Origin of the sequence: Pedobacter sp. 22163 (genome assembly GCF_052045595.1) — a bacterium.
Lineage (GTDB): Bacteria > Bacteroidota > Bacteroidia > Sphingobacteriales > Sphingobacteriaceae > Pedobacter.
In genome coordinates this window covers 22,190-34,579 of the sequence record NZ_JBQEPM010000016.1, presented here as the reverse complement: position 1 = coordinate 34,579, position 12,390 = coordinate 22,190, and the positions used below count along the sequence as shown (strand labels likewise).

Here is a 12,390-nt window from a genome sequence, read left to right as displayed (position 1 = left end):
AGCACTTCTGGTTTTTTTGGCATCTTTTTTCTTTATTTAGAAACGATTACCCTCCTTCCCTCAATTTTAAAATGTACTTTTCCTGTGAGTTGAATATGATTCAGTACTTCCGAAATATTGGTACTTCTCGACATCCAACCACCAAGCGTTAAGTTTTCCGGTGCGCTTTCATCGTACACTACCTCAACATCATACCATCGGGCCACCTTGCGCAGGGCACTGCGTAAATCTTCTCTAAACACAAATTCGCCATTTTTCCAGGCAACCGACATTTCAGTATCCGCTTTTTGAACCAAAATGTTTTGATTGCGAACTTCTGCCTGTTGTCCTGGTTTAAGTATGCCGGTTCTGCCATCGTTCAACACAATGCGCACACTCCCTTGCAACAATGTACTTTTAACGGCGGGCTCATCTGCATAGGCATTGATATTGAAATGTGTTCCTAAAACCTCCACTTTTTCCAATTGCGAATTGCCCTTTACTACAGCTACCGAAAAAGGCACCCTGCCGTTAAGTCCTTCCAGGTGTGCAACCTCAAAATAACCCTCACCTGTTAGGGTTACGTTTCTGTCGTTTTTAGCGAAAACGATTGGATATTTCAATGATGATCCTGCATTGAGCCATACCTTTGTTCCATCAGGCAGAACAACGGTATATTGCCCACCTGCCGGTGTACTAATGGTGTTGAAACCTTTGCCCTCAAAGCCAGTATTTGTGGTCTTATAAACCAATGTACCATCTGTTGCTTTTGTGATTTCAATGCCAGCTTCAGTTGCAATCTTACCTTTTAAATCTTTGGTTAACTTAATTGTTCTGCCATCTGCCAGGGTAAGAACAGCCTTATCGCCTCCGGCGGGCAGGTCGTATTGTTTATCGACAAAAAATCGATCTTTGGGGTGATCATTATTTTTGAGCAAAAAATAACTGACCCCAGCGATAAGTAAGATGCTGGCAGCAATTCCGATTGATATTAATGTTTTGTAGGGCCTGTTGATATTTTTTACAGGAACCGACTCCCTTCCTCGATCAGAAACCGCATCAAGTATTTTAGTCCGGAGTTTTGCCTCTAACTTTTCATAGTCGACATTCGGTTCATCCTCGCTATTCTCTTCAGCCTTCAACAGGTACCAGGTTTCGAGCCGGGCATTTTTTTCAGCCGAGAGCTTTCCCTCTAAGTAGTTTTCAATAAATTTCCTTGCGTCAAGTTTGTTCATGCTTATTATAGGTGGTATAATAGTAAGACAGGTAGCTTAAGGCAATGTTGTATTCAATGTTAAAAATAAATTAACTTTGTATTAAAAAAAGTGAAAGGGCTATAAGGAAATAAAGAATGAAGGCAAGTGGTTACCGAACTTGTTCCGTAGAGTAGATATCGCCTTATTCATCTGGGTTTTTACAGTGAGCTCTGAAATATTCATTACACCAGCGATTTCTTTGTACGATAAGTTCTGGTTGCGTTTCAATTCAAAAACCTCACGCATCCGTGGGGGAAGCTTTTCAATTTCTCCTTCAATGAGTTTAGACAATATGCGCTCTCTGATGCGGTAATCCGTGATTTCCTGCGCCTGATCGAGAAAGTTGCCCAAGTCTGACAAATAGGCGTGATGAACCTTATTTTTGCTAAAAAAATTTAGAATTGCATTTCTGGTCGAAGTATAAAGGTAGGCACCAATTGAAATATCAGCTTGCAATGATGGGGCTTTCTGCCAAAGTTTCGTAAATACTTCCTGAACCACATCCTCACTTTCATTTTCTTCTTTGAGCATCCTGAAGGCATGCTTATATAAGATAGGCCAGTACCTGCTGTAAATTTCTGCGAAAGCCCTCCTATCCCGGTCTATCAATAGCGAAGCTAATTTACTATCATCATATGTGGCATACTCAGGACTCATTGACGAGTAAAAATAGAGTTTATTACCCGTAATTAGAAATGCGCCATTTAGGAGTGCTAATCATTAGATTTTTTTTTAATTTAGAAAAACTTTTTTGTTTTGGCGGAAGTTAGACCTCCAATTTCCAACAGTGCCTATTACATAATTTCTTTTTTACTACCCTCAACGGATAGCTCTTACTATTGCTTCACAATGCTCATATATAATGTCGATCTTCCACAGATGGCCACCGAATCGGCGAAAGAGGCATAATTAAGATCTAATTCTGGTACGCATCTTTCCTTTTTAAGGATAATCTGCTAGAAATTATGAAAACTACATTTTTAGCCTTTATTTTCAGTCTTGGCATCATATTCGGCCGCAACAATCAAGCACCTTATGTAGGAAAATGGCGTAGCATATCAAGCACTTCTTCAATTAAAGAAGTTGTTTTTTTCCAGATAGAAACGTTAAATTTTCCAATCGAACATCCTCGATGCTCCAGAGATACTCACTATTATCTTTTGAAGAAAACAAGAATAAGTTTACAGGCTATTTTGAAACTATCAATGCTGGAAAAATAGCAAAGAAAAGTCCAGTGGAATTGATGTTTATAGAGAATGATATCATCGAGCTTCAAATATACAGCAAAAAGCTACTCCTTAAAAAACACTAGTCTTAAAATAAAATTGACCTTTGTCAAAATGTGCCTGTTAAGAAGGTCAGTAGAGCTATTAGAACAGTTCTGTATTCCCCGATCCGAATGATGAACCAATATGCGGAGTCCTACTATAGCTTGTCATTAACCCAACCCATAAAACACTTACAATAATTTCTTTTTCCTGTACTGTCCGTCAACTTTATTATTAACTACCTTCTCAAAATTAACCACAGCCTCACAATGGTCATAAAAGTTAGACATATTGAAGCTTGACTCTACTGATTGAAAGCTCATCGAAAGATGGGCTTTTTTTGCTTAAGCGATTTCATTTTGTCTAAGCCGAGTCGGAGACTCTTTTTTATTAGCCAATCCGTAGAACTCCTATGGAACTCTACGGAAAGTGGGTTACCGCCATGAGCTGCCTTGCTTATTGCTATTCTCCCTGTATTGGTGGTGGACTTAGAATTACCTCAATCCTATTCTCAGGCGTCGGTAAAGGAAATTTAGAACCCAATGTGACACCAAATGATTCATGTTTACTTTCTAAATGAACGTTTATACAGATTATTGTAGAATCATTACTATCAAGACGTAAAACATCTGCTGATTGTTCAAACTCCTCAAATACAATATCATATTTCATGATATTCTTGGCGTATGCAATACAATCGAGATATTTTCTTGAGTTTGTAGTTTTATATTGGACTTGCGTAATTAAATCATTCTCTACTGTCAAAATAATCCCTTCGCCATTAGCCATATAAAGAATCAGATCTTCTATTCTTTCCACCAAGCTGAATCCGAGTTTTAGAAGTAATTCATTAACCTGATATCTGGACAGTTTATATATCCCCCAAAGATGATGTGGTTTCATTTGCAATTGTTCATAATTAAAGTTAAGCATTCGAATCAATAAAGTAATCTCTGCATCCTAATTCCCTTCCCGCTCTCATTTAGGGGCTTACAGCGAGAAATGGAGGGTTTAGTCTTTATTCTCGTTCTGACGCTTAAGTTCATCATAAATCCCCTTTAAAATCTCATTTCTGTGATCATTAGATTTACTGATATTATCCAATCTGCTTAATATAAAGTAAATGATAGTTACAACTACAAGAATTTGAATAGTTAAAATAGCGATCGACATAAAATCCATAATGAGTGTTAATTACTTTTATCTAAGATAAAGAATAATATCATCCTAAACCAAGCCTGCTCTCAAAAGGCGGCTTAAGTGAGAAAAGGCTTGCTAGTCTTTAATTTAATGGTTTGGCGACAATTATGGAGCTGAACTCTACTCGCTGGTCACATATCTCATTCTCAGGGGATAATTTTCAAATCGGCACATCTATTTGGATTTATTCTTAATAAACTTAACTTTGCAAAAAAATGCCACACGGATCCGACCCCGTGTGGCGATACGGGCGCTAAGCCCTGACACCTTTAACATCAAATTAAAAGTAAATGCAATTTAAGAAAATTTTACGCTTAGGCGTGTGCTGCACCGGAATATTCGCAGCTCATGCCAGTTCTGCTCATGATCTGACAGGAAGTTATATAAATCCTACAGATAGTCTTGTTCAAAGCCGGAATGATGAACAAACCGGGCTAGTGAGGGGCAGGATCACCACTGCTGATGGTAGCGTGGCTGCTAATGTAACGGTAGTGCTGAAAGGCACCCGCTTTGGCTCGGTTACCAACGAGGATGGCTTATACCAGATCCGGCGTGTTCCGGTTGGCGATTATACACTTGTAGTTTCGGCGGTTGGCCTTTATCCAAAGGAAAAACAGATACATGTTTCGTTCCGTGGTACCGTAATTGCTGATTTTTCTTTAAAAGAAAATCGTTCGGAGTTAGACGAGGTACAGGTAAGCACGAATAAGAAAAAATATAAGGTGGATAAAGTGTCCTCTTCATTGCGGTTACAATCTCCCCTGATCGAAGTACCACAGAACATCCAGGTGGTAACCAGCAAGGTACTGGCCGATCAGCAAGTGTTTGATATTGTGGATGGCGTAACCAGGAATGTGAGTGGTACGTTGCGCGTAGGCCATTGGGATGCACAATATGCCAATATATTTATGCGCGGCACGAGTATTCCAGCCTTCCGGAACGGTATGAACCAAAAAATGCCCTGGGGGCCATTAGCTGACGATGCGGCAACTATTGATCGCATTGAATTCGTAAAAGGTCCTTCTGGCTTTATGATGGCCAATGGTGAACCCGGTGGTATTTATAATGTGGTGACTAAGAAGCCTACGGGTCAAAACCGCAGTTCGGTAAGTGTAGCGGGTGGAGGTTATAACCTGGGGCGCGCCGCTGTTGATCTGGATGGTAAATTAAGTCGTGATGGTAGATTGTTGTTTCGCCTGAATGTGGCAGCACAAACTAAAGACAGTTACAACAAATATAATTACACCGATAAATACATTATTGCGCCCGTAATTAGCTACCAGGTAGACAGCAATACTTTAATCACAGCTGAATATACTACGCAGCACGTAGAGGCACAGGCCCTGGGCTCTTACGGTTTTTCGCCAAAAGGTTTCGGCGATACAGATCCGAGTTTCTTTCTGGGTGACCCGGCACTGGACCCGGCAAAGCTTTATGACCACAATGCCACGCTTTATGTGAGCCACCGTTTAAATAATAACTGGAAGATTAATGCCCAGGCAGCTTATCTCCGTTATGGTTTAGATGGGGGTACCCCTTGGCCTTCAACCATAGCGCCCAATGGCGATATGAAACGTTACCTGAATATCAGTGAGGAGTTGGCCATTAACAAAAATATACAGGTTAGCCTGATGGGCGACATTGCTACCGGTCCGATTGTACACCGCATTTTAGGTGGACTTGATATGGGTAACTTAAAAACCTGGGGCGATTTTTCTAGTAAGACGCATGCTGATCTGCAGTTGGCAAACAATGCTACATTTAATATTTACAATCCGGTTTATGGTATTCCTTTTGCCAATATCCCTGTCTTCGATCGTTCGCGAAGCATTCAGAACCGTTCGGGATCAAATGTATATGCCACTAACCTAACCTATACCGGCGCTTACTTACAGGATGAACTTCGCATGCTGGATGGACGTGTGCGTTTAACTTTAGCCGGCCGTTTCACACATGCGGTAACGGTGGGTAAAACAAACCTTACACAGCTATCTGATAATGTTTTCAGCCCAAGGGCTGGTTTGAGTGTAACCCTGGCGAAAGATTTCAGCGCTTATACACTCTATGATCAAAGCTTCCTGCCTGTTGCCGGCCAGGACTATGCCGGAAACCCTTTCAAGCCGATCCGCGGCAATAACATCGAACTGGGTTTGAAAAAGGATTTCTTTGACGGCAGATGGAACGTAACGGCTGCCGCTTTCCGCATCAAGAAGAAAAATGTATTAACCGCCGACCTGGATCCGGCACACCTGGCTGCGAACCCAAATGCCCAGATTCAATTAGGGGGTATTATCTCAAAAGGTATTGAATTGGATGTAAACGGCGAAATTACCCCTGGGTTGAACCTGGTATTAAATTATGCGTTCACTGATGCTAAGGTAAGTGAAGATGCTAAACCAGAATTGGTAGGCAGGCATACCCCTAACTCCGCTAAGCACATTACCAATGGCTGGTTATCTTACCGCTACCAGAAGCAAGGGGCTTTGTTAAACGGTTTTGGATTGAGCGCGGGTTACCAGATCCAACTGGACCGTTATGCGGGATCAACTTCTGTTCCATTGATGTTACCTGCTTATTATCGTTTTGACGCAGGTGTTTCTTATGAAAAAGGTAAAATAACCATCGCAGCGGTAGTTAATAACCTTTTGGACCGCAGGCTGCTAACGCAGGGATCATACACCAAGCTGGCAACTGAAACTGCAACATCCGTTTCTTATTATACTTATATCTATGAGGTTCCACGCAATGCACGGTTGAGCATTACCTACAGGTTTAAATAAGCTTATCTGATCAATAAAAACAGGCACAATGACGAAGAATCAAAACCTAGGAAAGAAGAAGCAAAAGGACACGCTTTTTAAGCGCATTAACAACTGGCTGCACTTGTGGTTAGGTTTGATATCGGGTGTCATTGTCCTAATTGTATGCCTTACCGGCTGCATTTGGGTATTTAATGAAGAAATTACCGGTTTGCTGGAACCTGAAACAAAAGTAGCCTGGCAGGATAAACCTGTGGTTAAACCCTCCGAGTTGATGCAGATCGCAGCGAAGCTATACCCAGAGAAAGTGCCATCGTACGCCAATTACCAGCAAGGCAGGACCATCAACTTAAATTTAAGGGCGGCTAATGCCGGTCCGCGGGATCGCCGTACGGGAAATACCATCCTGAAAGTGAATCCTTATACGGGCGAGGTGATGAGTACCGAGGAGCATAAACCCGGTGAATCAGATTTCTTCAGGTTTATTTTAAACGGGCACCGTTTTCTCTGGATGCCTTCTGGAATAGGGCGACCAATTGTTAACTATGGTACCATGATTTTCGTAGTGCTGTTGATCACCGGGCTGATTTGGTGGTACCCGAAGAAATGGAATAAATCAACCCGTGATAAGAGTTTTAAGATTAAATGGGGTGCATCTTTTAAACGGGTAAACCTCGACCTGCACAACGTACTTGGCTTTTACGCCTTATTGCTCCTGGCGGCTATAGCCCTTACTGGAATGGTATATGGTATTAAATGGTACAGTGAGGGTATGTACTGGGTTACATCGGGTGGCGATAAGCTGGCAGAATACAAGCGTTTAGACTCAGACTCCACGTTAAAAGGAAAGGGTTATGCGCCCGAAAAAGCGATGGATATAGCCTGGAATCAGGTCATTGCGCGTCACCCTAAATCGATGGGTTTTTATTACAGTTTTGCGGATACGGCAGAGGCTAAGGCCGCCATCAATATCACCGTGTACCCCAATAAAGGCCAGTTTTATAATAGCCAGGGCTACACTTTTGACCAACATAGCCTGAAGGAGTTAAAGCGACAGGATGCCTATTCTGTCGAATATGCGCAAGCCTCATTTGGTCAGAAACTGCGAAAAATGAATTACGATATCCATGTAGGCAGTATCCTGGGATTTCCGGGTAAGGTAATGGCCTTCCTGGCTTCACTTATTGGCGCCAGCTTACCGATTACAGGATTCCTGGTATGGTATGGCCGGAAGTTTAAGAAAAAGAGTAAGAAGCCGGGGAAAAGTTTGGCGAAGCAAGCTGATACTGTCCCTTCCAAATCAGCAGAAGAACTACTCGTAGAAATATAAACACAAAGCCCCGGATCTGAAAAGCCGGGGCTTTGCGTTAACATCTGATCTAAAAGGTGTCGGTAAGACACGGGATCAGTATTAAATTTGCGACTTGTTCTTGGGAGAAGGTTTAGTGCCCCATCCAACTATAACTTATCATTAAACCATTCTGAAAACTTTTACCATAATTTCTTTTTCTGTACTGTCTGTCAATCTTGTTCTTCAGGGTCTTATCAAAATTCACTATTGCCCCCCAAGTGCGCGTAAAAATTCGATTTTCCGCGGATTGACTATCTAATCTGCAAAAGAGGCATAAGCCAGAGCTAATTCTGGTATGCCTCTTTTCTTTTTACTGAAAATGAGCGATATAAAAAAGACAATATTAATGGTTATAGTTCGACTTTTGTCAATTCCATGGAACAGACGAGGCGCTAGCAAACAGGTAGCGCTTTTTTAATCGGTTATCCGAAACTTCTACAGCGTCCTATCTTTTTCATCAATAGGGAGGTCATTGATGCTTGCGAACCTTTTTTCCATTAACCCATATTGATCAAATTCCCAAAGCTCATTACCAAAACTTCGGAACCATTGCCCTTGATTGTCATGCCATTCATATTCAAAGCGGACTGCTATTCGGTTCTCACTAAATGCCCAAAGTTCTTTCTTAAGCTTATAGCTAAGTTCTTTCTCCCATTTTTTAACCAAAAACATTTTCACCTCTTCCCGGCCTGAGATGAACTCCGAACGATTGCGCCACGCTGTGTTTACAGTATAGGCCATACATACTGTTTCAGGGTCGCGGCTATTCCATGCCCGCTCTGCGAGCATCACTTTCTCCACCGCTGATTCATAGTTGAACGGGGGTACCGGGGTTTTAATTTCCATTGTCATTTGATTTATTTGTTATTTGCAAAAAAGCCCGGCAGATACCGGATTTACTCATTGATAAAGGGACTTTCCGGCTCTTCTCTAACAGATACACGGCTTTTGTCGTCTGGCATTTAGATGCCCCTTGTTATGCTTGCGTTATCGTCACAGCTGCGTTTATTTTGGCAGGACAGCCAGAAAGTTCAATATTTCATTCCCTATCTCGCGAACATGCGTTTCAAGGGCAAAATGACCTGTGTTATAGAATTTCACGATAGCATCAGGTATATCCCGTTTATATGCTTCGGCCCCCGGCGGCAAAAAGAACGGATCTTTGTCACCCCAAACAGCCAAAAGTTTGGGTTTATAGGTTCTGAAATATTCCTGGAACTTAGGATATAGCGCAACGTTAGTTTTATAGTCCTTTAACAGGTCGAGCTGTATCTCCGTAGATTCTGGACGATCTAGAAAATGTTGGTCGAGTGTATAAGATTCAGGGGCTACCATGGTTGTATCTTCTACACCTGTGAAATATTGGAATTTTGTTCCTTCTGGGGTGACGAATGTCCTCAGGGCATCTCTGTTCTCCTTAGTTTCATGTTCCCAATATTTTTGGATCGGTTTCCAGCCGGTACTAAGCCCTTCAACATAGGCATTGCCGTTCTGGGAAATGATGCCGGTTATTTTTTCGGGGTTTGCAAGTGCAAGGCGGAAACCCGTTGGCGCACCATAGTCGAATACATAAATGGCAAATCTTTTAAGTGCAAGCCCATCAACAAAAGATTGCATGGTTTTGGCAATGTTGTCGAAAGTATATGCAAATTTTGTCCTGTCTGGTGCATCGCTGTACCCAAAGCCAGGTAAATCCGGAGCAAGAACGTGATATTTGCTGCTGAGCATTGGAATAAGCGCCCGGAACATATGCGACGAGGTAGGATATCCGTGTAACAGTAGTATCGTTGGTGCTCCGGCAGGTCCAGCTTCACGGTAAAAGATATTTTGTCCATTTGCAACCACTTTGCGGTAATGAACCTGGGCTGAAGAATTTTCTCCAATATTTTTTGTGCTTGTTTTTGACTGGGCCATAATAGCTGAATTAGGTAATAGACCGGCCAGCATGAAAATAGTGGCCAATTTAATTTTTTTCATTTTTTTCTTTTTTTTCAAAAGTAGCCGCTATCTTTAATCAATCAAAATGATTTAATATGATACATACTATCATTATTTACGATTTATGAATACAAATGATCTGAATTTATTTGAAGCAGTGGCACATCACGGGAGTTTTACGAAAGCTGCAGAGGCTATGTTTACTGTACAGTCAAATGTGACCGCGCGGATAAAAAGCCTTGAGGAAGAATTTGGAACGATCCTATTTGACCGCTCGTCCCGTAAAGTACGTTTAACTCCCGCCGGCGAAACACTGATGGCTTATAGCAAAAAACTAAACTACCTGATAGATGAAGCGAAGCGTTCGGTTGGGAAAACAGAAGAGATAAAAGGGCAGGTAAAAATAGGTTCCCTGGAGACCTTCATGGCGACCAAAGGACCTGAGCTGGTAAACCGTCTTGCCTCGAAATTTCCATTTATCGACCTGGAGTTTAGGTCGGCCATGCGCGGATCGCTAATAAGCGATGTAATGAATTACCGTCTGGACGCTGCATTTGTTCCTGCGCCTCTCGACGTTCCCGAACTCGATCAAATCTGGATCAAAGATGAAGAGGTGGTTGCTGTTGTACCGGAAAACTGCAAGAGCCTGGAGGATCTTTTAAAAAGAAATCCGCTCAAAGCAATCGTTTTTGATCAGGGCTGCGTATTCAGGGCAAGGCTCGAATCATGGCTGGTAAGCAAAGGAGTCTCGCAATACCATAAAACGGTGATGAACTCAATTGAAGGGGTTGTTAATTTCATTGAGTCGGGCATTGGCTTCAGCTTTCTTCCCAAGGAGATTATTTCTACTTTTTATGGCAACCGAAAAATCAAGACTTTCTCTTTGCCCAGGGAGCTGGGCCTGATGACGACAGTTCTAACCTACAGAAAAGATGTACCTCTTTCTCCTGCACTAAAAGCCTTTATAAGCCTATGTGATAACACCGAAAAAAATCGGCCTTCAGATGTGCAGACCCAGTAAATCCACTTACAATGGATAAAACAGATTTCATTGACCCCATCTCATCAAAAATATAAAACCTGTATACTGCTAATTTCCAGACAATTAATTTGATCAATAAAAGTGGTGAAATGGGGTCGAACGCATTGATTTATCAACTTAAGACATAAATCTGAGATGATTGAGATATCATTCTAATTGAAAAAAAATCATGATACTTTCTTTTTCCGATACTGTTCTTCCTCTTTATTTTTTACCACTTTTTCAAAATTTACTATCGCTTCACAATGCTTAAAAGGGTTGAACTTCCATAAATTGACTCTACTTAAACGGCAAAAAGCCTTGAAGTTTGATCTCTTTCCTTGAAAGAAGTTTAAATTTAAAGCTTTTTGTTTTTTCAGATATTTGTTCTAACGCGTTTAAAACATTATAATCACTGATAATGAGACTACTACAAGTTATATCAGGAGGCTTTCAAGTGAATTTAATGCTCAAAAATCTCCGTTAATTTGGCATTAAGTCCTTCACCTTTTACATTTATGGCGATTATCTTGCCTTCCTTATCGAGTAAAAAGTTTTGAGGAACCGCTTGCACGCCGTATAATTTAACAACTTCATTGTTCCAGAATTTGAGATCGGAAACGTTAGTCCAGGTTAAGCCATCTTGCTTGATTGCGTTTAGCCAAGCCTCTCTTTTTCCTGGTTGGTCAAGCGAAACACCCAAGATTGTAAATCCTTTATCATGAAATTTATTATAGGCTTTTACCACATTAGGATTTTCTTCTCTACAAGCAATGCACCAGCTTGCCCAGAAATCCAGAAGTACATATTGCCCTCTAAGAGATGAAAGTTTAATCATTTTTCCGGCGGTATCGACCTGTTCGAAATCTGGTGCAATTTTACCAACAGCCGTTATTTTCATCGCTTCTATAGTGCTTGCAATGTTTTTGCCATAACTGGTTTCTTTATACTTTTGACCAAGTAAATTATAAAGCGCTTGTGCGTTTACAATGGAAATATTGCTTACTAGATTATTGAGCAAATAAACAGATGCAAAAGAATTATTATGCAGTTTTATAAAGGTTTTGAGCCGCTCGACTTCTAGTTTATTATTTTCATCGTTTAGTTCCTTATAGTATCTGATTATTTCATCGTATTGAGGATTTTTTTGGTTCAGGTTCTTCAAAACATCTGGCCCAAATTTGGCTATAAGTTTATCGTTTATTCCTTGCCTACCTGCACTTCCATCTTTTGTAAAGGCCATATAGCGTTCGTTCTCAGGCGCATTTTTTACAACGGAATTGCTCAAGGCTTCCATGTTTGCATTTATTTGGATAATACCTGGCTCGGAAACTAATATTCCGTAAGGCGAATAACCGCCTTTCTTTTTCAGTTCGAATTTACTGTAAAACATGTATCTGGCTGGCCCCTTGTAAGGTACGGTGATTTCGAATTTTCCATGATTTACCTGCACAGAATCATGGGCGGCTACAGCTTTATTATATAACACTAAAGTGCTTCCGTTATATATGGTATCGGCTGTGCCTCGAAATATGACTACATTTTTTTCTTCCTTTAGTTGAGCAGATACAAGGTTCGTAATCAAGAGAAAAAGTACACAATAAGTTATCGTTTTCAT

General features: G+C 41.1%; 10 protein-coding genes. 4 read left to right on the top strand and 6 right to left on the bottom strand.

The features are described 5' to 3' along the window. Positions 1 to 32: 32 nt before the first annotated feature. Together ACTJKN_RS26560 and ACTJKN_RS26555 are read right to left on the bottom strand one after the other, a co-directional pair. The gene (locus ACTJKN_RS26560) at positions 33 to 1,214 is read right to left on the bottom strand and encodes a FecR family protein (protein ID WP_440828643.1); all 1,182 of its coding nucleotides are present in this window, start codon (positions 1,212 to 1,214) and stop codon (positions 33 to 35) included. 99 nt (positions 1,215 to 1,313) lie between these two features. Beyond that, positions 1,314 to 1,892: an RNA polymerase sigma factor gene (locus tag ACTJKN_RS26555; protein ID WP_440828642.1), complete on the bottom strand. Its 579-nt coding sequence runs from the start codon at positions 1,890 to 1,892 to the stop codon at positions 1,314 to 1,316. Positions 1,893 to 2,200: 308 nt separating this feature from the next. On the opposite strand from ACTJKN_RS26555, the gene ACTJKN_RS26550 reads away from it, so the two are divergent. Beyond that, complete coding sequence (locus ACTJKN_RS26550; protein WP_440828641.1) at positions 2,201 to 2,455, top strand: hypothetical protein; 255 nt, start codon at positions 2,201 to 2,203, stop codon at positions 2,453 to 2,455. 510 nt (positions 2,456 to 2,965) lie between these two features. On the opposite strand, the gene ACTJKN_RS26545 is transcribed toward ACTJKN_RS26550, so the two are convergent. Further along, complete coding sequence (locus ACTJKN_RS26545; RefSeq protein WP_440828640.1) at positions 2,966 to 3,406, bottom strand: hypothetical protein; 441 nt, start codon at positions 3,404 to 3,406, stop codon at positions 2,966 to 2,968. Positions 3,407 to 3,993: 587 nt separating this feature from the next. Between ACTJKN_RS26545 and ACTJKN_RS26540 the strand changes: the two genes are divergently transcribed. Both ACTJKN_RS26540 and ACTJKN_RS26535 read left to right on the top strand, forming a co-directional pair. Next, positions 3,994 to 6,483 carry a TonB-dependent siderophore receptor gene (locus ACTJKN_RS26540; RefSeq protein WP_440828639.1) on the top strand — a complete coding sequence of 830 codons (2,490 nt, stop codon included), beginning with the start codon at positions 3,994 to 3,996 and terminating at the stop codon, positions 6,481 to 6,483. Positions 6,484 to 6,511: 28 nt separating this feature from the next. Beyond that, entirely contained in the window at positions 6,512 to 7,792 is a 1,281-nt protein-coding gene (locus ACTJKN_RS26535; protein ID WP_440828638.1) for a PepSY-associated TM helix domain-containing protein, read from the top strand. Positions 7,793 to 8,248: 456 nt separating this feature from the next. On the opposite strand, the gene ACTJKN_RS26530 is transcribed toward ACTJKN_RS26535, so the two are convergent. Beyond that, positions 8,249 to 8,659: a DUF1348 family protein gene (locus ACTJKN_RS26530; RefSeq protein ID WP_440828637.1), complete on the bottom strand. Its 411-nt coding sequence runs from the start codon at positions 8,657 to 8,659 to the stop codon at positions 8,249 to 8,251. 159 nt (positions 8,660 to 8,818) lie between these two features. Next, positions 8,819 to 9,790 carry an alpha/beta fold hydrolase gene (locus tag ACTJKN_RS26525; protein WP_440828636.1) on the bottom strand — a complete coding sequence of 324 codons (972 nt, stop codon included), beginning with the start codon at positions 9,788 to 9,790 and terminating at the stop codon, positions 8,819 to 8,821. A gap of 85 nt (positions 9,791 to 9,875) precedes the next feature. Here ACTJKN_RS26525 and ACTJKN_RS26520 point away from each other — a divergent pair, with 85 nt between their 5' ends. Then, a complete protein-coding gene (locus tag ACTJKN_RS26520) occupies positions 9,876 to 10,772 on the top strand; it encodes a LysR family transcriptional regulator (RefSeq protein WP_440828635.1) in 897 nt (298 codons plus the stop codon). A gap of 463 nt (positions 10,773 to 11,235) precedes the next feature. Here ACTJKN_RS26520 and ACTJKN_RS26515 read toward each other — a convergent pair whose 3' ends face one another. Further along, positions 11,236 to 12,390 carry a peroxiredoxin family protein gene (locus tag ACTJKN_RS26515; protein WP_440828634.1) on the bottom strand — a complete coding sequence of 385 codons (1,155 nt, stop codon included), beginning with the start codon at positions 12,388 to 12,390 and terminating at the stop codon, positions 11,236 to 11,238.

Bases quoted from the DNA above. Each gene is read 5' to 3' on its own strand.
- ACTJKN_RS26560 (WP_440828643.1), bottom strand. From the start codon at position 1,214: ATGAACAAACTTGACGCAAGGAAATTTATTGAAAACTACTTAGAGGGA.
- ACTJKN_RS26555 (WP_440828642.1), bottom strand. From the start codon at position 1,892: ATGAGTCCTGAGTATGCCACATATGATGATAGTAAATTAGCTTCGCTA.
- ACTJKN_RS26550 (WP_440828641.1), top strand. From the start codon at position 2,201: ATGAAAACTACATTTTTAGCCTTTATTTTCAGTCTTGGCATCATATTC.
- ACTJKN_RS26545 (WP_440828640.1), bottom strand. From the start codon at position 3,406: ATGAAACCACATCATCTTTGGGGGATATATAAACTGTCCAGATATCAG.
- ACTJKN_RS26540 (WP_440828639.1), top strand. From the start codon at position 3,994: ATGCAATTTAAGAAAATTTTACGCTTAGGCGTGTGCTGCACCGGAATA.
- ACTJKN_RS26535 (WP_440828638.1), top strand. From the start codon at position 6,512: ATGACGAAGAATCAAAACCTAGGAAAGAAGAAGCAAAAGGACACGCTT.
- ACTJKN_RS26530 (WP_440828637.1), bottom strand. From the start codon at position 8,659: ATGGAAATTAAAACCCCGGTACCCCCGTTCAACTATGAATCAGCGGTG.
- ACTJKN_RS26525 (WP_440828636.1), bottom strand. From the start codon at position 9,790: ATGAAAAAAATTAAATTGGCCACTATTTTCATGCTGGCCGGTCTATTA.
- ACTJKN_RS26520 (WP_440828635.1), top strand. From the start codon at position 9,876: ATGAATACAAATGATCTGAATTTATTTGAAGCAGTGGCACATCACGGG.
- ACTJKN_RS26515 (WP_440828634.1), bottom strand. From the start codon at position 12,390: ATGAAAACGATAACTTATTGTGTACTTTTTCTCTTGATTACGAACCTT.